This is a genomic window from Vreelandella venusta, assembly GCF_007989605.1.
Lineage (GTDB): Bacteria > Pseudomonadota > Gammaproteobacteria > Pseudomonadales > Halomonadaceae > Vreelandella > Vreelandella venusta.
Window position 1 is genome coordinate 196,237 of the sequence record NZ_BJUL01000002.1, and the last position, 22,045, is coordinate 218,281.

The 22,045-nt window shown below is 54.8% G+C and carries 20 protein-coding genes; 7 read left to right on the top strand and 13 right to left on the bottom strand.

Annotated features, from left to right (window positions below; genetic code table 11):
• Positions 1 to 200 precede the first annotated feature (200 nt).
• Positions 201 to 1,202 (top strand): 2-hydroxyacid dehydrogenase, encoded by a 1,002-nt coding sequence (locus HVE01_RS03130; protein ID WP_146942312.1) that lies wholly within the window; start codon positions 201 to 203, stop codon positions 1,200 to 1,202.
• 30 nt (positions 1,203 to 1,232) lie between these two features.
• Here the strand turns inward: HVE01_RS03130 and trmB are convergent, their stop codons facing one another.
• The 3 genes from trmB to thiS are packed head-to-tail and all read right to left on the bottom strand — an operon-like array spanning position 1,233 to position 3,071.
• A complete protein-coding gene (gene trmB, locus HVE01_RS03135) occupies positions 1,233 to 2,003 on the bottom strand; it encodes a tRNA (guanosine(46)-N7)-methyltransferase TrmB (RefSeq protein WP_146942314.1) in 771 nt (256 codons plus the stop codon).
• A gap of 12 nt (positions 2,004 to 2,015) precedes the next feature.
• Positions 2,016 to 2,810 (bottom strand): thiazole synthase, encoded by a 795-nt coding sequence (locus tag HVE01_RS03140; protein WP_120386058.1) that lies wholly within the window; start codon positions 2,808 to 2,810, stop codon positions 2,016 to 2,018.
• 39 nt (positions 2,811 to 2,849) lie between these two features.
• The gene (thiS, locus tag HVE01_RS03145; RefSeq protein ID WP_009723207.1) at positions 2,850 to 3,071 is read right to left on the bottom strand and encodes a sulfur carrier protein ThiS; all 222 of its coding nucleotides are present in this window, start codon (positions 3,069 to 3,071) and stop codon (positions 2,850 to 2,852) included.
• Positions 3,072 to 3,300: 229 nt separating this feature from the next.
• On the opposite strand from thiS, the gene HVE01_RS03150 reads away from it, so the two are divergent.
• Positions 3,301 to 3,678, top strand: coding sequence for a DUF423 domain-containing protein (locus HVE01_RS03150; protein ID WP_125752924.1), 378 nt, complete (start codon positions 3,301 to 3,303; stop codon positions 3,676 to 3,678).
• Between the two features lie 8 nt (positions 3,679 to 3,686).
• Here HVE01_RS03150 and HVE01_RS03155 read toward each other — a convergent pair whose 3' ends face one another.
• Positions 3,687 to 4,109, bottom strand: a complete 423-nt coding sequence (locus HVE01_RS03155) for a PaaI family thioesterase (RefSeq protein WP_125752921.1) — start codon at positions 4,107 to 4,109, stop codon at positions 3,687 to 3,689.
• A 67-nt stretch (positions 4,110 to 4,176) separates the two neighbouring features.
• Positions 4,177 to 6,351 carry a malate synthase G gene (locus tag HVE01_RS03160; protein WP_146942316.1) on the bottom strand — a complete coding sequence of 725 codons (2,175 nt, stop codon included), beginning with the start codon at positions 6,349 to 6,351 and terminating at the stop codon, positions 4,177 to 4,179.
• A gap of 206 nt (positions 6,352 to 6,557) precedes the next feature.
• Here HVE01_RS03160 and HVE01_RS03165 point away from each other — a divergent pair, with 206 nt between their 5' ends.
• Complete coding sequence (locus HVE01_RS03165) at positions 6,558 to 7,538, top strand: alpha/beta hydrolase (RefSeq protein ID WP_125752914.1); 981 nt, start codon at positions 6,558 to 6,560, stop codon at positions 7,536 to 7,538.
• Between the two features lie 86 nt (positions 7,539 to 7,624).
• Here HVE01_RS03165 and HVE01_RS03170 read toward each other — a convergent pair whose 3' ends face one another.
• Positions 7,625 to 8,935, bottom strand: coding sequence for an esterase-like activity of phytase family protein (locus HVE01_RS03170; RefSeq protein ID WP_213017482.1), 1,311 nt, complete (start codon positions 8,933 to 8,935; stop codon positions 7,625 to 7,627).
• 217 nt (positions 8,936 to 9,152) lie between these two features.
• Here HVE01_RS03170 and HVE01_RS03175 point away from each other — a divergent pair, with 217 nt between their 5' ends.
• A complete protein-coding gene (locus tag HVE01_RS03175) occupies positions 9,153 to 9,731 on the top strand; it encodes an NADPH-dependent FMN reductase (protein ID WP_125752907.1) in 579 nt (192 codons plus the stop codon).
• On the opposite strand, the gene HVE01_RS03180 is transcribed toward HVE01_RS03175, so the two are convergent.
• From HVE01_RS03180 to HVE01_RS03205, 6 genes are all read right to left on the bottom strand, one after another.
• A complete protein-coding gene (locus tag HVE01_RS03180; protein WP_125752904.1) occupies positions 9,728 to 11,236 on the bottom strand; it encodes a YifB family Mg chelatase-like AAA ATPase in 1,509 nt (502 codons plus the stop codon). The genes HVE01_RS03175 and HVE01_RS03180 overlap by 4 nt on opposite strands.
• 85 nt (positions 11,237 to 11,321) lie before the next feature.
• Positions 11,322 to 12,227: an ABC transporter substrate-binding protein gene (locus HVE01_RS03185; protein ID WP_146942320.1), complete on the bottom strand. Its 906-nt coding sequence runs from the start codon at positions 12,225 to 12,227 to the stop codon at positions 11,322 to 11,324.
• A 182-nt stretch (positions 12,228 to 12,409) separates the two neighbouring features.
• A complete protein-coding gene (locus HVE01_RS03190; RefSeq protein WP_146942322.1) occupies positions 12,410 to 14,536 on the bottom strand; it encodes a TonB-dependent siderophore receptor in 2,127 nt (708 codons plus the stop codon).
• Between the two features lie 199 nt (positions 14,537 to 14,735).
• Complete coding sequence (locus HVE01_RS03195; protein ID WP_244973769.1) at positions 14,736 to 15,734, bottom strand: helix-turn-helix transcriptional regulator; 999 nt, start codon at positions 15,732 to 15,734, stop codon at positions 14,736 to 14,738.
• 43 nt (positions 15,735 to 15,777) lie between these two features.
• A complete protein-coding gene (locus HVE01_RS03200) occupies positions 15,778 to 17,913 on the bottom strand; it encodes a TonB-dependent receptor (RefSeq protein WP_213017483.1) in 2,136 nt (711 codons plus the stop codon).
• Positions 17,914 to 18,112: 199 nt separating this feature from the next.
• Positions 18,113 to 18,454: an accessory factor UbiK family protein gene (locus HVE01_RS03205; protein ID WP_146942325.1), complete on the bottom strand. Its 342-nt coding sequence runs from the start codon at positions 18,452 to 18,454 to the stop codon at positions 18,113 to 18,115.
• 347 nt (positions 18,455 to 18,801) lie between these two features.
• Here HVE01_RS03205 and HVE01_RS03210 point away from each other — a divergent pair, with 347 nt between their 5' ends.
• The 3 genes from HVE01_RS03210 (at position 18,802) to glnK (ending at position 20,975) form a co-directional block, all read left to right on the top strand.
• Positions 18,802 to 19,140: a P-II family nitrogen regulator gene (locus HVE01_RS03210; protein WP_125752885.1), complete on the top strand. Its 339-nt coding sequence runs from the start codon at positions 18,802 to 18,804 to the stop codon at positions 19,138 to 19,140.
• A gap of 45 nt (positions 19,141 to 19,185) precedes the next feature.
• On the top strand, positions 19,186 to 20,433 hold the full coding sequence (locus tag HVE01_RS03215; protein WP_125752882.1) for an ammonium transporter: 1,248 nt from the start codon (positions 19,186 to 19,188) through the stop codon (positions 20,431 to 20,433).
• A 203-nt stretch (positions 20,434 to 20,636) separates the two neighbouring features.
• Positions 20,637 to 20,975, top strand: a complete 339-nt coding sequence (glnK, locus tag HVE01_RS03220; RefSeq protein ID WP_009098335.1) for a P-II family nitrogen regulator — start codon at positions 20,637 to 20,639, stop codon at positions 20,973 to 20,975.
• 128 nt (positions 20,976 to 21,103) lie between these two features.
• Here the strand turns inward: glnK and HVE01_RS03225 are convergent, their stop codons facing one another.
• Positions 21,104 to 21,880 (bottom strand): ferredoxin--NADP reductase, encoded by a 777-nt coding sequence (locus tag HVE01_RS03225; RefSeq protein WP_038479478.1) that lies wholly within the window; start codon positions 21,878 to 21,880, stop codon positions 21,104 to 21,106.
• Between the last annotated feature and the right edge of the window lie 165 nt (positions 21,881 to 22,045).

Sequence of the window (22,045 nt, forward strand, 5' to 3'; positions counted from 1 at the left end):
CGCTATTGCAAAGATCAGCGCCAGTTTCTGGTCCTGGTCTCTCTTTCCTTGCTAGTCACGGTCTTTTGCCGCTCCCCTTGGAGCGGGTTTTTTTATAGCGGCATCTTTCTTTGATCTCGGTGAATAACTCTTGTGACGTTTGGGCAGACAATAGGCGAATTGCCTATGCTGATCATCTATCCAGAGCCAGGAGACATGCCATGCGGATTGCCGTTTTTAGCGCTAAGCCTTATGACGAAACCTTCCTTACTCGTGCTAATGCCTCGAATCGACACGAATTAAGCTTTTTTGATGCGCGCTTGACCGTCGATACGGCGCCTCTCGCGAAAGGGTTTGAAGTTGTATGCGCTTTTGTAAATGACCATCTGTATGCGGACGTTTTAGAGCAGCTACACACTAGCGGCATACGATTGGTCGCACTGCGCTCGGCGGGCTTTAACCATGTTGACTTGGCGGCGGCCGAACGGTTGGGAATTACCGTGGTGCGGGTGCCCGCTTATTCGCCTCATGCCGTAGCAGAGCACGCGGTGGCCTTAGTGTTAAGCCTGAACCGCATGACCTATCGCGCTTACAACCGAGTGCGCGAGGGCAACTTTTCCCTGGACGGACTGCTGGGGTTCGATCTGCATGGCAAAACCGTGGGCGTGATTGGCACTGGGCAGATTGGCTTGATCTTTGCCAATATCATGCATGGCTTTGGCTGCCGAGTAGTTGCCAGCGATCCTTTTCCAAACCCGAATGCCGAGCCGTTTGTGGAGTACGTGCCGCTGGCGTCGCTTTATGCTCAGGCAGATATTATTTCGCTGCACTGCCCGTTAACACCCGATACTGATCATCTGATTAACGCTAAGGCCATCGCGCAAATGAAGCAGGGTGTCATGCTGATCAACACTGGCCGCGGTCGAGTGGTCGATACCCAAGCGGTGATCGCTGGTCTGAAAAGCGGCAAAATTGGCCACTTAGGGTTAGATGTCTACGAAGAGGAGGAGCAGCTATTTTTCGAGGATCTATCGCACGCAGTGATCGATGATGACCAGTTCATGCGCCTGACGACCTTTCACAATGTGCTGATTACCGGTCATCAGGCATTCTTCACTACCGAGGCGCTAACCAATATTGCCGAGACTACACTGGCGAATATTGATGCCTTTGAAAGTGATAGCGGTACGCTGCATCGCGTCGTTTACGATAAGCGAACGTAAACGACGCTGGGCTACCTTTAGTCGCTGTGTCTAAACGTCACGGCGGTAAATCAAATCCCATACGCCGTGGCCAAGTTTCTCGCCGCGAGCTTCAAACTTAGTTAGCGGGCGAAAGTCTGGGCGTGGAACGTAGGGTGCTGTGTCGGCGCTGGCGGTATTCGTATAGCCGGGTGCGGCGTCCATTACCTCGGCCATCCACTCGGCATAGGCTTCCCAGTCGGTCGCCATGTGGAAGGTGCCGCCAGGTTTTAAGCGTGTACGAATTAACTCAACAAACGCAGGCTGCACAATACGCCGTTTGTGGTGCTTCTTTTTGGGCCATGGGTCGGGGAAAAATAGCTGTAGCGTGGTTAATGAGCCTTCAGGCAGACACTGTTCCAACACCGCCAAGGCATCTTCGCGGTAAACGCGCAGGTTAGTTAGGCCGCGTTTATCTACCTCATCCAGCAGCTTGCCCACCCCCGGCGCATGCACTTCAATACCGATAAAGTCGGTATCTGGGTGGCGCTCGGCCTGCTCGATGAGTGAGTTGCCCATACCAAAGCCAATTTCCACCACGCGCGGTGCTTGGCGGCCAAACAGGCTATCCAAATCCTGACGCCCATCGGCAATTGTTAGTCCTAAGCGTGGCCAAACGTCTTCTAAACCGCGGCTTTGTGCTGGGGTCATGCGCCCTGCGCGAATCACGTAGCTCTTAATCCCCCGCCGGTGTAGCGGGGCATCAGCATTTTCAGGGCCTGTGGTGTTGCTCTCAGCGCCCGCAGTGTTGCTTTCAGGCGTGGTGTCGTTCGTATCGGTCATGGTATCTCTGTATCAGCCGTTAATTCGGCCTGCAAAAGGCGAAGAGGGATCGGCGCTCTGGCGGCGTGGCATACGGCCAGCTAAGAAGGCATCGCGGCCAGCTTCTACAGCAAGTTTCATGGCGTTAGCCATACGCAGCGGGTCGCGGGCATGGGCGATCGCTGTGTTGAGTAGCACGCCGTCACACCCGAGCTCCATTGCCATGGCGGCGTCAGAAGCGGTGCCAATGCCCGCATCGACCAGCACGGGTACGCTGCTTTGCTCAACAATCAGGCGTACATTATGCGGGTTTTGAATGCCGTGCCCCGAGCCAATCAGCGAACCTAGCGGCATGATGGCGCAGCAGCCCATCGCTTCTAGTTCACGGGCCACAATGGGGTCATCACTGGTGTACACCATGACGTCAAAGCCATCAGCCAACAGTGTCTCAGCGGCTTTAAGCGTCTCAACCACATTGGGATAGAGGGTGTGATCGTCGCCGAGTACTTCCAGCTTGACCAGGTTATGGCCGTCTAGCAGCTCACGCGCCAAGCGGCAGGTGCGCACAGCATCTTTGGCGTTGTAGCAGCCGGCGGTGTTGGGCAATAAGGTGTAGCGCTGGGGGGAAATGACATCGAGAAGGTTAGGCGCGTCGGCATCCTGGCCTAAGTTGGTGCGGCGTACAGCAAAGGTGACAATTTCCGCGCCGCTTTGGGCAATGGCCGCGCCGGTCTCGGTAAAGTCTTTGTATTTGCCAGTGCCCACCAGCAGGCGGGAGCTGAACGCGCGCCCAGCAACGGTAAACGGTGTATCAGTCAGTGGCGTCATAGCGGTTCCTTTTGAAAGCAAAAATGGTGGTGGGCTACGCTAGCCGCCGCCGATGGCGTGAACGACTTCTATTTGGTCGCCATTGGCTAAATGCGTTTGAGCAAGCTGGCTTTTGGGCACGATCTGTTCGTTAATTTCCACAGCGATACGGCGCCCGGTCAGGCCTAGTTGCTCAATCAGATCAGCGGCGCTAAGGCCTGCTGCCAGCGTATGCGATTCGCCATTGAGCGTCAGTTGTATCGACTCATTAGGAGTAGGCATAACGGTAAGTGTCCCATTCGGTGAGGCAAAGCATTGTCTATTGTAGCGGTTTCGCACCGCTCAAGGTATGTGACAACGACAATCATCTCGGTGAAATATCGAGTGCGTATGTCGAGTACTTATTCCAGGTAGTTATCTTACGTACTTATCTCAAGAGCTTATCTCAAGAGCTTATCTCAAGAGCTTATCTCAAGTACTTGTAACGAGTATTTATAAACAGGAGTAATCCATGCAGCGAGCAGACAAACCCTGGTGGTGCCTAGTCGCACTCTCAGGAGCATTAATGGTAGTACTCGGGGCCTATGCGGCTCACGGGTTGGCATCGCGTACCAGTGCAGCCATGGTCGACATCGTTGAAACGGGCGTGCGTTACCAAGCGTGGCATACGTTGGCCATGTTAGCGGTACTGGCTTGGCGCAGCCAGTGCCCTCAACCAGGTCAGCGCATCGTGTTAGCGCTATGGGCGTTGGGTATTACCGCCTTTTCAGGCTCGCTTTACCTAATGGCCCTGGTAGGGCTAAGCGTTGGTATTGTAACGCCCATTGGTGGTTTGCTGCTGATGGCAGGCTGGTTGGGGTTAGCCGCCACTGCGCTGCTCAGCCGTTAGCGCGGTGGTTAGCCAGTTGGGCTGTCTGGCAGCGCGTAGCTGGCAGTAATATGCGCAACTGGCTTAGTGTCATCGCTGGCAGAGAAAATCTGCACTTCGCCTACCGCTAAACGGCGGCCTAGCTTGATGAGTTTGGCGTGAGCAACAATATCGTGCTCACCGGAGGCAGCACGTAAGAAATGGCAGTTCAAGTCGCTGGTGACCGCCATGGCTTGAGGGCCTATTTGCGCCAAAATGGCTACATATAACGCCACATCGGCAAACCCCATCATGGTCGGACCAGACACCCTGGGGCCAGGGCGCAGATGTTGCTCATCGATGGTTAGTCGCAGGGTGGCACTCATCGCGCCAACGCTTTCAATTCTGCCCATCCGTTGGGGAAACACCTCATCCAGAAAGTGCTCAATCTGCTCGGCAGTCATTACGGTCATTATTATTGTCCTTTATAAAAAAGCCCCGAGGCATGCGCCTCGAGGCTGATGATACCGCAAAGCGCGTTTACTTCGCCTTATGTACCTGACGCCATGCGTGAAGTAGCGGTTCGGTGTAGCCAGAAGGCTGTACGCGGCCTTTGAACACCAAGTCAGAGGCTGCTTTAAAGGCGGTTGAGCCTTCGAAGTCGGCGCTCATGGCCGTGTAGGTGGGGTCGCCAGCGTTCTGCTGATCAACCACTTTAGCCATACGCTTCAGCGTTTCTTCCACCCGCGGCGCATCGACAATGCCGTGGTGCAGCCAGTTGGCGATATGTTGGCTGGAAATACGCAGCGTAGCGCGGTCTTCCATTAGGCCAACGTTATGAATGTCCGGTACTTTTGAGCAGCCCACGCCATGTTCAACCCAGCGCACCACATAGCCCAGAATGCCCTGGCAGTTGTTATCCAACTCTTGCTGAATCTCTTCATCCGACCAGTTAGCGTTTTCGGCTACTGGCACGGTGAGCAGGTCATCTAAAAAGTCGGGTTCGCCTTGGGCTTCCAGTTCGCGCTGTACGTCCGCTACGTTGACTTGGTGGTAGTGAAGCGCATGAAGCGTAGCCGCTGTTGGAGAAGGCACCCATGCCGTGTTAGCACCCGCTTTCGGGTGGCCAATTTTTTGCTCTAGCATGCTATGCATCAGATCCGGCATCGCCCACATGCCTTTACCGATTTGAGCACGACCACGCAGACCGCAGGCTAAGCCTACCTGCACGTTGTTCTTCTCGTAGGCGGTGATCCACGCAGCGCTCTTCATATCGCCTTTGCGAACCATCGGGCCTGCTTCCATGGCGGTGTGCATTTCGTCACCGGTGCGGTCAAGGAAGCCGGTGTTGATAAACACCACGCGAGAAGCCGCTTCAGCAATACACGCTTTCAAGTTGACAGTCGTGCGGCGCTCTTCATCCATGATGCCCATTTTCAGGGTGTCACGGCTCATGCCCAGGATGTCTTCAACGCGACCAAACAGTTCGTTGGCGAACGCCACTTCTTTTGGTCCGTGCATTTTCGGCTTCACGATATACACTGAGCCAGCGCGGGAGTTACGCGGCTGGTCGGCGTCTTTCTTCAGGTCGTGCAGCGCCAGCAGCGAGGTCACCACTGCGTCCAGAATACCTTCCGGCAGTTCGTTGCCATTTTCGTCCAGAACGGCAGGCGTGGTCATCAGGTGGCCTACGTTGCGCACGAACATTAGCGAACGACCTGGCAGGGTAACGGTGCTGCCATCAGTGGTTTGCCAAGTACGATCGGCGTGCAGTGTCCGCTTGAAGGTTTTGCCGCCTTTGTCGATGTTCTCTTCCAGGTCGCCCTTCATCAGGCCAAGCCAGTTGCTGTAAACACCGACCTTGTCTTCAGAGTCGACAGCAGCAACGGAGTCTTCACAATCCATAATCGCGGTCAGTGCCGCTTCCACCACTACGTCTTTCACGTGAGCGGGGTCGGTTTTACCGATCGGGTGGCTGTCGTCGATCTGGATTTCCAGGTGCAGGCCGTTGTTGGTGAGCAGGATGGCTTCAGGCGCGGATGCATCGCCGTTAAAGCCGATCAGCTTGCCGGAATCTTTTAGGCCGGTTTCACGACCGCCTTCCAGGCTAACGACCAAGTGGCCATCACGAATAGCGTATTTCACCGCATCGCGGTGAGAGCCGGTGGCCAGTGGGGCAGCACGATCAAGCACACCACGGGCATAAGCGATAACTTTTTGGCCACGCTTCGGGTTGAAACTGGTGCCTTTTTCAGCGCCATCTTCTTCAGAAATCGCATCGGTGCCGTATAAGGCATCGTATAAACTACCCCAGCGGGCGTTAGCGGCGTTCAGTGCATAGCGGGCATTACTCACCGGTACCACTAACTGCGGGCCTGCTTGAACAGCCACTTCGCGATCTACATTGGCCGTAGTGGTTTTTACGCTGTTGGGTGCATCCACTAGGTAACCCGCTTCTTTCAAGAAGCTGCGGTAAGCCGGCATATCGCTAACCGGCCCCGGATTTTCACGGTGCCAGACATCCAGTTTTTCTTGGAGCGTGTCGCGCTCTTCAAGCAGTTGGCGATTTTTCGGTGTCAAATCATGGAACAGGGCGTCAACGCCAGCCCAAAAGGTGTTTTCGTCGACACCAGTGCCCGGTAAAGCCTGCTCATTGATAAAACGGTCCAGGTCTGCTGACACCTGTAAACGGTGACGCGTGATACGCTCGCTCATGGGGTTCTCCTGTAAAGGTGCCCGTGGGATATTATCGTGCCACGGTCAGGGTAAATGTATATTTGTGGAAAATACTTCCACAACTGCGCGAGCATGTAAACAGTCTATGCCGTAAAGCAGCAAAATGATCGACCAAATGATGAGAGCGGTAGTGGTCTCCGCTATCATTCAGCCAATGGATAGGTGGCGTTCACGGAGAGACGTTAATGCATAATTTCCAACACCTGGAAGGCTTGTTTAGGCAAGCAGCAGGCGAGTCATCGCTCTCCCAGCTTAAGCCGGGCGACGCGCTAACGGACGCTGTGCATGACTATTTTCGCCACTACGGTTTAGAAACGCTACTAAACGACACCAGCGAAGTGCACGCGGGATTTATTGATACTGGACGCTTTGCTCTGTGGTGCCAAGTATGGAGCCCACCTGTTCCCACGGGCACCGCGTTTGTGATTCATGGTTATTTTGACCATTTAGGACTTTATCGCCATTTACTCGGCTGCCTGCTGGCCAAAGGGTGGCGAGTGGTGTTGTGGGATCTTCCTGGTCACGGGCTTTCCAGCGGCCCACGCGCCGACATTGAAGATTTTGACGACTATCAGCACTGCCTTGCGCATTTACAGACGACATTGCAACGCCAAGGCATGGCCCCTACACCGTGGCTAGGCGTTGGGCAGAGCACGGGGGCAGCCATTCTGGCGACCGACGCACTCACTCGCCGCGAAACGGCAGGCTGGGCCGGTATTGTGCTGCTAGCGCCATTGGTGCGCCCTTGGCGCTGGAGTCAGTCTAGCTGGCTGCACCTGATTGCCAGCCCTTTTCTGAAGGAGCTACCACGTAAGTATCGCCCCAACTCCACGGATGAGCAGTTTACGGCGTTCCTACGCGACCAAGATCCGCTTCAACCGGAACGGTTGAGCGTTGCCTGGATAACTGCCATGCGACGTTGGATGCCGCGTTTGCTCGCGCTGGAACCTAACCCGCTGCCGACGCTTATTTTACAGGGTGAGCAAGACCTTACTGTCGACTGGGAGTGGAACTTAGCGGTATTGGAGGAGAAGTTTCCTAATGCCGAGATCTACCGCCATCCAGAAGCACGGCACCACTTAGTTAACGAGGCCGACCCCATTCGAGAAGTCCTGTTCGAGGCTCTGGATGGTTTCGTAGACAACGTTGTTGAGCGTGGGCAATAACGTAAATATTGCAAGCCTAGGGGACAACTCGAGGCAGGGCGCTAGCGTGCGCCCTGCCTCAGGCCTATTTTAGCTACTGAGTTTCATTACTGAGCGTTCAGAAAGTCTTCCACATCGAGCAGTATCAGCTCATTATCATCAGCGCGTCCTTGCTGGCGGCCAATCGAGAAAGGGTAGTTATTGTCATTGGCGACCACGATGGTGCTCTCATCAACACGATCGACGTTCTCAATGGTCACAAAGGGAAAGTTAAAGATGCCGTTGACCGTGCCACGGGGTGCGATGCCATCTGGATCCTGAATGTTCATCAGATCTATATAGGCAATTTTCTCAAGCACGCCCTGCTCGTCTGTACGGTCGAGGTCGATGAGGTAGATACGTTTGAACTCAGCGGGATTGTCTGCCCACGCTTCTCGCGGGTCGCCCTGGCGACTATCACGCTCGATGATTAAGCCGCGAGTTCCGCCAATGAGGTTGAAATCGCCAATCGCATGATCCGCTGACTCCAAGGGGTAATAACGGGTTGTGTTGCCCCATTCTCCGGTTTCAGTATCGAGCTCGAACATTCTTAACACGGCGGTGCCGTCAATCGTTTCTGGGGCGTTGGCGCTGCTGTCCCAGATCGGTTTCTCTAGCAAGGGATAGAGCGTTGTTTGGTCTTCGGAAAGCGCCATGCCTTCATAACCGCCGGAGCGAAATACCACCACTTCATCTGCGAGAGACGCACCAGGGTTCGGGGTGAGGGCAAAAGCATTGTCAGGTGAGCGCATCAGCGTTCCACTAGGGTTAGTGGCCAGCACTTGCAGCACTTCGCCTTGACTATCGACCTGGAGAATCCAGGGGCCGAACTCATCGCCAATCCAGTAGCTATCGCCCACCGGCTGTATCGATTCAATATCGAAATCAGCGCCGGTTAAAAAGCGACCAGGCGTGGCTTCATTCATAATTGGGAAAGGCACTTTGCGGTTTGGGTCCGATAGATGAACGGTTTCCTCAATGATGACACGCCCGGTGTCCCAGTCAGTCTTTATAATATTAAACATCAGAATGACGTCAGAGGAGTTGGCTTTGGAACCAAAGCCGTTATCGGTTAATACCAAGAAACGGTCATCGCCTAGCGAGCGAATACCTGAAAACCCCTGCAATGGTTGGCTGGGGAAGGGGAGTGCTAAGCCGGTGGCTTGCATGTTGGTATATAGCTGCTCAGCTCGGCCCTCTGGGCCAGTAAAACGGCCCGAGACGTTGTAGTGGTCAGCGGCCCCGGAAGGCGCTGCCACAAAGCTGCTGCCAGGTAGCTGAGCATGGTCGGACAATGTGGCGCTAAAATCCTGCTGGGCGTGCGCGGCACTGGTAAATACAAAGGCGAGAAGAGCAGTTGCTAGTAACGGCTTAGTCATCACGGTTTCACTATTTAGAAAGAGAAAGTAGAGCAGCTTCAGAATTTGCTAATTTTCACCCGTAATAGTGATAGTTAAATGACAACGTGCAGATGTTTTAATGATGATGAACTTGCATATCGAGCCTCGCCGCTAATCAGTCAAAAACGCCTTGCTCTAAAGACACAAATGCTAAATGGTGAGTCTTTCAAAGACATTCTTCTAAAGAGGAAGTGGTATGGCATCAGTAGCAAAAGTTCTCGTATTAGCGGGCAGTGCCCGTGAAGGCTCGTTTAACAAACAGCTCGCAAAGCTTGCCGCCAAGCGTATTGAGGCCTTGGGTGGACAAGCGACCTTTATCGATTTAAAAGACTACCCTTGCCCGCTGTTCGATGAAGACATTGAAGCCCAAGGCATGCCTGATAATGTACTGAAACTGCGCGACATACTGGCAGAACATCAAGCGCTATTGATTGCCTCGCCGGAGTACAACGGGTTTATTACGCCGCTGCTGAAAAATACCTTAGATTGGCTCTCCAGGCCTTACAACGATACGCCAGGACTTGGACTGTTCGCCGGCAAGTGGGCTGCGCTAGTCGCGGCGTCACCAGGTGGGCTGGGCGGTATTCGAGCACTGCCCCTTGGACAGCAGTTGTTGGCCAATCTGAGTTTGACCGTACTGCCGCAGCCACTATCATTGCCGAAGGCAGGCAGTGCGTTTAACGAGTCAGGCGCGCTCAAGGATGAAGCGACGGGTGGAAAGCTCGATGCCTTATGCCAACGGCTTGTCGATGTAATGGCCAATCATCATCGCTAGGCACCTTTCAATAGCCTATCCAACTGCCGGTAGCCGATAGCCTCGATAAAGTGCGGCTGGGTAGGCTTGGGTTCGCCTTGCAGATCGGCCAGGGTAAGCGCGACCCGCAGGACGCGGTGGTAAGCACGGGCAGAGAGCTTGAGCTTTTCCAGCACGCCTGCCAGCCAGGCGCGCTCTTCATCGTTAAGTGCGCAGGCGGCTTCTAAGGCTTTGCCGCTTAGCTGGCTGTTGAGTGCGCCTCGCGCCATCTGGCGCTCTCGGGCGGCCATCACCCGCTCGCGCACGGCGCTGGAAGGTTCGCCTTGAGTTTGTGCAGTAAGCTGCTCGGGCGGCAGGGCGGGTACTTCCACTTGCAGGTCAATGCGGTCTAACAGCGGGCCAGAAAGCCGTGCCTGATAGCGCTGAATCTGACTGGAACTGCACTGGCAGCGCTGACGCGGATCGCCCAAGTGGCCACAGGGGCAGGGGTTCATGGCGGCAACGAGTTGAAACTGCGCTGGATAACGGCGTTCATGGCTGGCGCGTGAGAGGTGAATTTCCCCCGTTTCCAGTGGCTGCCTTAACACTTCTAAGACGTTGCGTGAAAACTCCGGCAGCTCGTCTAAAAACAGCACGCCGTGGTGAGCAAGCGAGATTTCCCCTGGTTTGGGTTTTGAGCCTCCACCTACTAACGCAGCGGCGCTGGCGCTGTGGTGGGGCTGGCGAAAGGGGCGCTGGCCCCAGTCTGCTTCAAGCGGTAGCCCACAGACTGAACGTACAGCGGCCACTTGTAGCGCATCGTCTTCGCAAAGCGGCGGCAAAATGCCTGGTAAGCGGCTGGCGAGCATGGTTTTTCCGGTGCCAGGAGGCCCTGCTAGCAGCAAATTATGGCCACCCGCGGCCGCCACTTCCAGTGCGCGGCGTGCCTGCTGCTGGCCGCGAACGTCGGCTAAGTCGGCAATGGGGGCCGTGGATCTCACCGAGGCAGACAGTTGGTGGGGCGGTATTTTCTCTTGTCCCAGCAAGTGAGCAACGACCTGCCATAGGGTGTCGGCAGGCAAAACCGGTAAGTCGCCCGCCAATGCGGCTTCGTCGGCACAAGCACGGGGAATAATCAGGGCTTTGTTGACGCGCCGAGTGGCGAGAGCAAAGGGCAGTACGCCGGGTACGGCGCGTAGTTTGCCATCCAATGCCAGTTCGCCTGCGCACTCCATGCCTTCTAGCGCATCTACTGGAATCTGGCCAGAGGCGGCCAGAATGCCGAGCGCAATCGGTAAATCAAAGCGGCCGCCCTCTTTGGGTAGGTCGGCAGGGGCAAGGTTGAGGGTAATGCGCTTGGTATTGGGAAAATCAAACCCCGCATTGATGAGCGCGCTGCGCACCCGCTCGCGGCTCTCTTTGACGGCGGTTTCCGGCAGCCCCACCAGCGTTAGCCCCGGCAGGCCGTTGGCTAGATGTACCTCGACATGCACGGCGGGGGCTTCCAGTCCAACCCCTGCGCGCGTGGCCACAATGGCTAGTGTCATGGCGCTCACTCGCTAGTTTTTTGTTCCTAACGTAACCCTACGTCAATTGGAACGTTTAAAAATAGCGTGAGCTGAAAAACTGACCTTAGTTAACAGTTGAGCCGGTGACTTGTGCTGGGCTGTCTGCCGATAGTGCAGCAAACAGTTCCCTTGCAAAACGCTGGGCGGAAGGCAGTGCGCCGAAGCTCCATACCGGCGGCAGGCGAACTATCCTGTCATGCCTGACGCTGGGAAGTTGCTGCCACAGGCCGCTTTTTGCAAGTTGCTCTTCGGCTCCGATGGGCAGTGGGTCGATGATTACCAACGTTGCCTCTGGATAGCGCGCCAGCGCTTCAATTCCTACCAGTGCAAATCCCCAGGAGTTGGTCGGCTGATCCCAGGCATTGGGCAGTTCGAGCTGCTCCAGCACGGCGTTGTATAAGCTGTTTTCCCCAAACACTCGCACGTGGCGGGCATCCATAAACTGTACCATCAGCAGCGGGGCAATTTCTGCCTGAGAGAGGGGACGGGATTTGCGCAGCGTGGTCATCAACGTTTGGGTTTCTTCAATAAGCTGCTCGGCCTGGGGCTGGTGCTCGGTTAGCTCGCCCAGCTTACGGGTCAGGGTTTGCATCTCCTGCCAGGTATCGGTGCCGGGGGAGTAGAGCGAGAATAAAGTGACAGGAGCAATGCGTTCCAGGCGCGGTTTCAAACCGGTGAACATGGGTGAAATAAGCGTCTGTTCTGGAGGCTCTTGGGCCAGCAGTTCTAAATTAGGCTGGGTGCGTAGCCCCATATCGGTGGCACTGTCGGGTATCTGCGGCTCGCTCACCCACTGGTGATAATCGCTTTGTTGAGCAACGCTGCTAACCGGTGCGTCAATGGCCAGTAGCGTTTCAGCGATTGTCCAGTCGACGGTTGCCCACTGCGCTTTGGCGGTGGAAAAAGCCATTAGGCAAACCGCCAATAGCCCGCAGCGCGTGACTAAGAAGAATAGGTTGGTGTGGCGCATGGTGGTGAGAGGCTATCCAGAAAATAAGAACTGTATTTAAACGATAATCTTTATTGTTTGCAAACCTGTGTTCAAGGAAAAATGCCCAGGCACAGCGGCCTGGGCAGGTGGGGCTACAATAACTTAATAACGCTTAGACAAGGGTTTAGATAAGTGCCTGGAACATCACTTAGTACAAGCGTTTAGAAACGGTAGTGAACACTGGCGGTCACACCGCGCTCGGCGCCGAAGTAGCAATACTCCAGCGAGTTACAGGAGGCCCCGTACTCCTTATCCAACAGGTTGTTAACATTGAGGCGTGTTTCCACCCCTGCAACGCCGAGCTGGCTTAGGTCGTAGCCAATGGTGGCATCCACCAGGGTGTAGTCAGGAACGGTTTCAGTATTGGCGCGATCGGCGGCAATATCCGCATAGTGGCGTACCCCGACACCAACATCCACGCCGTTTAGCCAGCCCTTATTGGCCTCGTAATGGCCCCACAGCTGTACTTGGTGGCGTGGAGAGTAAATGGCGTTGTTACCCTGATTGCCGTCGTCACTTTTGGCGTAGGTGATGTCGGTGAAGCTATAGCCTGCCTGAACCGAGAGGGTGTCGGTTAGCTGGGTCTGTGCTTCCAATTCCAGTCCTTGGGATTCAATTTCACCCACTGCGCGATAAGGGTCGGACGGCTGCACCTTGGTCGCGACGTTCTCTTGGCTGATATGGAACAGCGCTGCGCTGAATTGGTTGCTGCTGCCGTTAGGCTGGAACTTTAGGCCGGCCTCCCACTGTTCGCCTTCCATTGGTTGAAGCAGGTCGCCACTCTCATCTACAAAGCTAGTGGGCGTGAAGGCAGTGGAGTAGCTCAGGTAGGGGGCTACGCCATTATCAAACAGGTAGACCACACCAGCGCGGCCGCTGAACTGGGTATCGCTAAGTGAGCTGGTGTCACCACTATCGCGGTTGGTATTGTCGATGTTCACCCAGTCGTAGCGGCCGCCCAGCGTGAAGCGCCAGTTATCGACGGCGATTTGATCCTGTAGATAAACGCCGGTTTGATCAATCTCGTGGCTCTCACGGGTAGGGGCGTAAAATTCAATCGGCCCGCTGCCATAGACAGGATTAAAGGCATTGATGGGATGGAAATACCCAGAAGGCCATGAGACGTCATTTTCCCGCTGTTGATAATCGACCCCGGCGAGCAAGGTATGATCCATAAAGCCGTTGCTGATAGTGGCTTCAAGCTGGTTGTCGATAGTCCAAGCTTCTAAAGATTCATCGCTGCCAGAATAGTAGCGGGTTAGTTCATCAGAGGTAGGCGACGTCCAGCCATAGCCGTAGACTTGATTCAGCACCACATCGGAATTGAGATAACGCAGTAACTGGCGGCCCGTTACGTCGTCGTTAAAGCGATGTTCCAGGGTATAGCCAGCCATACGCTGAGTACGTTCATAGACGTCGTAGTCGGCTTCGCCATCAAAGAAGTTGTTACTAATCTGCTTGCCGCTCCTGGGCACTACCGCTCCTTCATAGGGCACGCCGGAGTGGTAGCCGCCCTCGGGTTCATCCTGTAGATAGGCCTCAACCGTTAGGCTGGTGTCGTCGGTGATATCCCAGGTTAGCCGCGGTGCAATGGCATAGCGCTCCTCTTCGGCCGGGCCAAACTGGGTGTCAGCGGTGCTGGCAATACCGGTCAGGCGAAACGCTACCCGCTGCTCTGCGCCAATCGGCCCAGTGAGGTCAAAGGCGGCACTGCGCTGGTTATTATTGCCTACCCGAAAGCGTAGCTCACCACCTTGTTCAAATTCAGGGCGCTTACTGTTAAGCGCCACCACACCACCCGGAGACGCGCGGCCATAGAGCACCGAGGCAGGCCCGCGTACCACTTCAATGCTATCTAAAAACCACGGATCGATGCGCATCGTGCTATGGGAGTTGGCATCGCCCATCACTTTAAGGCCATCTAAGAAAGTGTTGCTCAAGCTACCGTCAGAAAACCCCCGTAGTACCAGGTAGTCGAAGCGGTTGGAGGCACCCACCTGGTTGCTGTAAACACCAGGCGTATAGTCAGTGGCGCGCTGAACGGTGTCTACCCCACGGTGATCCATCTGTTCGCGGGTAATGGTAGAAACGCTTTGCGGCGTTTCGATAAAAGGGGTGGTGACTTTAGTAGCCGCCTGCTGGGCGGTTACCGTCACAGTGCCTAGCGCTGTACTTGCCAGAGTACTTTCCTGCGTACTTGCCTGAGCGTGAACCGATGGTGCCGCGAGCGCCGCAATAACAGCGGCACTAAGTGGAGAGCGTAACAAACGGCGAGGCATAAAAGACATGGGGGCGTACCTGCAATGAGAAGCAATTAACTAGTGTGTTAATGAGAATTATTGCGTTTAATTGCTTTGAAAAGGTATGCGCTATGCCAAAGAGGTTATGCGCGCTGCCAAAAAATGCAGAGCAGGGGAACTTACGGTAAGCAGTGGTGGGTAGTGCGTTATGGACAGTACGTTATGGACAGTACGTTTGGACAGTACGTTAGCGACACTTGAAGGCCTCATGCGGCGTGACACCAAAGGCCCGCTTATATGCCGTAGCAAAGTTGCTGGCGTGGCGGTAGCCGCAGGCGTGGGCAGTTTGCTGCACGCTATAACCTTTGCGTAAGTACGTCTGAGCTTGGGTCAGGCGACAACGCCGTAGGTAGTCGAATATCGAGCAGCCGTAACAGCGCTGGAATTTGGTGCGTAGGCTGCTAGGGCTCATGGCGGCATTTCGGGCCAACTGCTCCAAGCGGTAATGCTGGTTGGGATAATGTTCGAGCTGCTGGCGCAAGCGCTCTAGGCGTTGGTGATCGTGATGAGAAAGGCCCAGAGGGGGGCTATCTTGTGTGTGTTGGTCGCCGGGCTCCAGGCAAGCGGCAGGCAGGCCATGAGCTAGTAGCTGGAGCGCGAGCCCTTGCCATAATAGGCACAGCCGTTGTTCTGACCAGTTCGACGTCAGCGCGGTTTCTAGGCTATGGCGCAGGAGTGGCGGTACTTGCCAAGTGTGGAGCAGTGGGGCCGCTGGAGGGGCAACGTTGACGGGTGAGGAAGGAAGCGGTTCGAGGCCATCCAGAATCGACACGTTAAGAGTGCGTAAGCGTTGTGGAGCCGGCTGGAAGACCTCAAGCCCGGTCTGCTGGTTGAAATGCGCACTGAAGGCGTCGCCCGCCTGCAATTGAAATGACTGATGGCCGAGCCCCACGTGGATACAACCCTCAAGTATCACACTGAGAAACCACGGAGCGGTACGACAGGAGGTAGAGGCATAGGCGTGCAGGACATCAAGATCGGAGTGCGTTACGCGTAGGGTCGGGGTGATCTCGATATCCATCACCCGCCCGCGAGCTATGCAAGGCGATGGAGAGCGGTCGGGCGCTTCGGGAAAGCGGTAATCGATCCCGAAGCGCTGACCAAGGGCCAGCAGGTCATTGGTGGTGATTGGCGCGAGTGTGTCGAGAGTCGCCATTCCCATTCCCATTCCCATTCCCATTCCCATTACCCCGCTTTTGAGCGGCTGCCTGCGAGTAGCGGGGCGGTGCTTAATAGGCCATCGACCAGTTCAGGGTATAGGTACGCCCACGCCCCTGGTAGTCGTAGAGGTATTCTGGGCCGTAGTAGGGCGAATAGAACATAGCGGCCCGCTGGCCCCAGACGGTGGAGTACTGATCGTCGAGTAGGTTCTGTATGCCCAGACTCACGGTGCCAAAATCGGTTTCCTGGCTGAGCGATAGATCGAGGGTAGTGTTGCCGTCGATCTCACGATCCGCGTCGTCTTTCAGGTCGAAAGTATGGCTGGCTTGCAAGCGCGCTGAACGCACGTAGTCGGTCCAGCCGATAAAGGCCGTGGAAGAGGAGAGCGATGCATAGCGGGCGTCACGCTTCTCCCACTCCCCTTGGTCGTTCTCCTGTTCGGAGCGCACCAAGTGTAGGGTGCCGCCGACCTCCAGGCCGTTGTCGAAGTAGCGAGTTACCGCGCTCTCTAGGCCAAAGTCGCGCTTCTTTTCGTCCACTACGCTGACGCTCAGATCCTGGGCGTTCTCTACCGCTTTGTCCGACCAAGCGTAGTAGAGTGCCGTTTGAGCCATCCAGTTACCCCCCTGGTAGCGCCAGCCTAGCTCCACCTGATCTGTCTCGATGGCAGATAGAGGGTTGTTATCGACACTCACCTCGGGGCTCTTGCCGTAGTATTTGGCCGGGTCTGGCAGCTCGAAGCCCTGGCTAAACTGCAGCCAGTTCTGGTGACCGTTGCCGTAATCGTAGAGGGCGCTGGCATTCAATAGCGTGGCTTCGTAATCGTTCTGACCGCCGGGAATACCCTTGAAATCACCCACTTCGACATCCATATGCTGCTGCCGCAACCCTGCTGAGAGCTTAAGCGCCTCGGTAGCTTGCCAGTCACCTTGAACGAAGCCGGAAAGCCCGTCCACTTGATAGCCTGGATAGCGGGGCTCAACGCCCGAAGCCTGCTGCACCAGCCCTCCGGTAGTATCTGATACATCGGTATCGAACAGCATCTGGGTGGCATCGAATTTTTCGCGATCCAGGTCGAGCCCATAGGTCAATGAGATGTCATCAACCAGGCGCGACTCAAACAGCGCTTTAATACCGCTTAAATCAGTATTTTGTTGCGATGCACGAAACTGCAGGCCATCTGAGATAGGGTAAGGAAAGGCCTGGAAGCTGGATTCCTCTTCTCGGTGGAAGGCCTGTAGATAGAAGTTTTGCCCCCACAGGTTAGCGTGGTGATAGTTGACGTTGACCAGCTTGCGGTCGGTTTCCGGATCGCGCTGTGAACGGTAGCCGTCGCGAATCTCGGCATCGTTCAAGTTGGGCGAGGCTGCGTCGAGGTTGGGAAAGTAAACCCCCCGGTTACCTTCGTAGCCGGAACGATACAGCTGGGCGCCCAGTTCCAGGCTCTGTTCGTCGGTCAAACGGAACGAGAGGTTGCCCAATACATCAATGCTGCGATTGTCCTGAAGGTCGGTCTGGGCAATGTCGGGAAAGATCTCTTGGCCGCCGCCGTCGTAGTGACGGCCGTTGTCCACAATGGAGGTGCCCAGGTAGCCCTGAACCCGCTCATTGCCGCCACTGATTGATTGCGACAGACGTCGATCCATATCATCGCTGTTGTTGAAGCCTGTAGTGATGCCAGCTTCGGTGCGCCAGTTCAGGCCTTCTTCGCCTTTGCGCGTAATGATATTGATCAAGCCTCCCGTAGCACCGCCGCCATACAGGCTGCTGGCGCCGGAAAGCACTTCTACACGCTCAATATTGAAGGGATCGATGGCATCGAACTGACGGGAAAGCCCACGCGAACTGTTCAGGGATACGCCATCGATAAGCACCTGTACGCCCCGGCCACGCATGTTTTGCCCATAATTGGTGCGCCCTTGCGGTGCCAGATCCAGCCCTGGCACAAGCTGACCCAATGCCGTCTTTAGGTCTGCACCATTGCGGGTCTGCTGTTGCAGCATCTCTTTGTCAATCACCCATACCGCGCCAGGTATCTGACTGATCTGAGTCGGAGTGCGGGAGCCGACCACCACTAGGGTATCTTCAGCGTTTGCGTTTAGCGTGGATCCAGACGTTGTGTTTTGGGCGAAAACAGCGCCGGAAAAGCCTAGTAATAGACCCGTGCCAATGAGTGTAGCCGTTGAAGAAGACCAGTCAGACATGGTGAACAATCCGCGAGCAGTTAGGGAATAAGAGGCGGAGAGTATCACCACAACAGTCAAAGTCAATGATATTGATTCGTGTTTATTGATTCATGTTTGTTGATTGGGCAGGACGCTCATTACGTCATCAACATCAACCTATTAAGCCACCCTGTAGTCGGCAATAGGCGTCGTCAACCTATTGCCGTCCGTTGTGGATTTAGGCGGGCTTGCTATCCTCTGGACCATCGCTGCTCGGTTCAGGCGTGGGGGCGGGTGGTGCTTCTGCTTCGATGGGGGAAGAGGGCGTTGAGGTAGAGGCTTCCACGGCGGCCTCAAGGCTGGCCACTTGGCGCTCTAAGGCTTCAACGCGTGAGCGGGTGCGCTGCAATACATCCATCAAAATATCAAAGTCTTCCCGTGACACCAGCTCCAGCCTGTCAAAGGCACCGCGTACTACTTGCTGTACGCCTTTTTGAATATCTTCAGGGGCTTGGGACGCGTTCTGTAAACGATCCCCAATTTGCTGGGCTAAACGGCTAATGCGATCTTGAGGCGCCATCGCTCTCTCCTTAAATGACCACGCATAAATGTTCACTGCTTATTAATAAGGATACGCAACCCGCTGCCGATACGCATGCATCGTTTGCAAATTAGCCTCTGGTCTCTCTTTCTCGGCGGCGTGCATCGAAATAGAGCGCCGCGTTTTTATTAATGTTCTTTTATGGTGCAAGCGGGTGGTGGCGGCGACTGCTAAGTCTTCCTTGCCACCGAACAGCCTTCGTTTTTATAAAACAAACTGCTGACTTATAAGAAAAAAAAATTGGGTGGCACGGTATGCGCATTAACTAGATAAGCAGTTAAGTCGGGCGGCATTGCCGCTACCTAATCCAGCAGGGGAGATCCGGGATGAAACTCATCACCGCTATCATCAAGCCATTCAAACTAGACGACGTTCGTGAAGCGCTCGCTGACAATGGCGTTCAGGGCATCACGGTGACTGAAGTTAAAGGATTCGGTCGTCAAAAGGGGCATACCGAGCTGTATCGTGGTGCGGAGTACGTTGTCGACTTTCTACCCAAAGTAAAAGTTGAAGTGGCCGTAGACGACACCCGGCTAGAGAGCGTATTGGACGCGATCTGTAGTGCGGCTAACAGCGGCAAGATCGGTGACGGCAAGGTGTTTGTGACACCGCTTGAAGACGTTATTCGGATTCGGACAGGCGAACGCGGTGCAGACGCCGTTTGAAGCTGTTTTTTCGGATCATTTCTATAGTTCAACGGGGAACTTAAAATGAATGAGTTGACTGATCTGAGCTACGCGCTCGACACGTTTTACTTCCTAATTTGCGGCGTGCTCGTCATGTGGATGGCTGCTGGCTTCTCAATGCTTGAGGCTGGTCTGGTGCGTTCGAAAAATACCGCCGAGATTCTGACCAAAAATATCGCGCTATTTGCGATTGCTTGCACCATGTACTTGCTGGTGGGTTACTACATTATGTATTCCAGCAGCGCGGGGGGCTTCCTACCCAATCTTGGTTTCTTAATTGGCGCTGAAAACAGCATGGATGCAGTAACCGCAGGCGGTGAGGATGCACCTTACTACTCTATGCGCTCTGACTTTTTCTTCCAGGTCGTGTTTGTGGCCACCGCCATGTCGATTGTGTCTGGTGCGGTTGCCGAGCGCATGAAACTGTGGGCGTTCCTGGCCTTCGCGGTGGTGATGACAGCCTTTATTTATCCGGTGTCTGGCTACTGGACATGGGGCGGCGGCTGGTTGTCTGAAGTCGGCTATTCCGATTACGCGGGTTCCGGCATTGTTCACTTAGCCGGTGCCGCGGCTGCCTTAGCGGGTGTCTTGGTGCTTGGCCCACGTAAAGGTAAGTACGGTAAAGATGGCTCTATCCACGCGATTCCCGGCGCCAACATGCCGCTGGCCACCCTGGGTACTTTCATTCTCTGGATGGGGTGGTTCGGCTTCAATGGCGGTTCTGAGCTGAAAATGTCTGACATCAGCTCTGCCAACAACGTTGCTCAGGTGTTTGTGAACACTAATGCGGCCGCTGCCGGCGGCGTGCTTGCCGCACTGATTCTTGCCAAACTGTGGTTCCGTAAAGCGGACCTTACCATGGCGCTTAACGGTGCACTGGCTGGCCTTGTCGCAATTACTGCGGACCCTCTGTCGCCCTCTGCGCTAGGCGCTGCGGTGATTGGGGCGGTAGGTGGCTTGATCGTTGTCGTTGCAATCGTCACGCTGGACAAGCTGAAGCTTGATGATCCCGTCGGCGCTATCTCGGTACACGGTGTGGTGGGTATCTGGGGCGTGCTGGCGGTTCCGCTGACTAATGGCGACGCTTCTTTCGGCGCACAGCTGATCGGTATCGTTGGTATCTTTGGCTGGGTATTCGTTGCCAGCCTGGTGGTGTGGTTGGTGCTGAAAGCGATCATGGGTATCCGCGTTAGCGAAGAAGAAGAGTATGAAGGTGTCGATATTGCTGAGTGCGGTCTTGAAGCCTATCCCGAATTTAGCGTTAAGAAATAAGCTTACGCTAATTAAATGAGCTGGCGTGCTCTTTTGGCCTCCCCTAGCGGGAGGCCTTTTTGCCTTCGAGCATTGTTACAATCCATTGGCGCTGATTTTTTATTCTCTGCCTGTAGCGGTGTATGCTTAATGCTAACGGGCTTGGCTATCAGCAGTGTCCCGCCAACCTTTAATAAAAGGCCACCAAGCTAGAGGATGTCGCAATGAAATTGATCTCAGCCATTATCAAGCCGTTTAAGCTTGATGACGTACGCGAATCGCTCTCTGATATCGGCGTGCAGGGCATTACGGTAACGGAAGTGAAGGGCTTTGGCCGTCAGAAAGGTCACACAGAGCTGTATCGTGGTGCCGAGTACGTGGTGGATTTTCTGCCTAAAGTGAAGCTAGAAGTTGCGGTGGATGACGATATGGCGGAGCAGGTTATTGATGCCATTACGCAGGTTGCCAATACCGGCAAAATCGGCGATGGCAAAATCTTTGTCATGCCGCTGGAGCAGGTGATTCGTATTCGTACCGGCGAAACCGGCAAAGACGCGGTTTAATCGCGACGGGTGTTCGCAGCTTAAGGTTACCAAAAGCCCCGCTAAACTATCGGTTTAGCGGGGCTTTTTACCATAGCTTAGCAAGTGATTTTCCTGCCTTCGACTTGCTACTCTTTACCGTTGACGCCTTACTTCTCAACAAAGGCGCGTTCAATCACGTAATCACCCGGCTCGCCCATCCGCGGGGAAATATTCAGGCCCAGTTCGTCTAACAGTGCGCTTGTGTCGTCGAGCATGGCGGGGCTGCCGCAAATCATCGCGCGGTCTTGGCGCGGATCAATCGGCGGAAGACCGGTGTCTTCAAACAGCTTGCCGCTGCGAATGTGATCGGTCAGGCGTCCCATGGTGTGGAATTCTTCACGGGTAACCGTGGGGTAGTACACCAGCTTTTCGGCAATCTCTTCGCCTAAATATTCGTGAGCAGGCAGCTCTTTGGTAATAAAGTCGGCATAGGCAAGTTCAGATACTTCGCGCACGCCATGCACCAGTACCACTTTTTCAAAGCGCTCGTACACTTCTGGGTCTTGGATCAGACTCATAAACGGTGCAAGGCCTGTTCCGGTGGAAAGCATGTAAAGGTTGCGGCCAGGCAGCAGGTCATCGCATACCAGCGTGCCCGTAGGCTTGCGGCTGACCATAATTTGGTCGCCAACTTGAAGATGCTGCAAGCGCGAAGTGAGTGGGCCATCGGGTACTTTGATGCTGAAAAATTCCAGGTGGTCTTCGTAGTTGGGGCTGGCAATGGAGTAAGCGCGCATCAACGGTTTGCCGTTCACTTCCAGGCCAATCATCACAAACTGACCGTTTTTGAAACGTAGGCTACGCTCGCGAGTGGTGCGGAAGCTGAACAGGGTGTCGTTCCAGTGGTGAACGCTGAGGACTTCTTCCAGGGCAAACTTGCTCATGCTAACTCCTCCAATGGGCAGAGTGGCCTAAGCCTTGTCTGCCATATTCTAAAAAAGCATAAAAAATAGCTAAATATGTTGCTACCAATTCTAAATAAACCGCAATATATCTGTTAAGCAAATTATACTGATAACACTTATCTAAAAAATAGATATGCTGTCAAA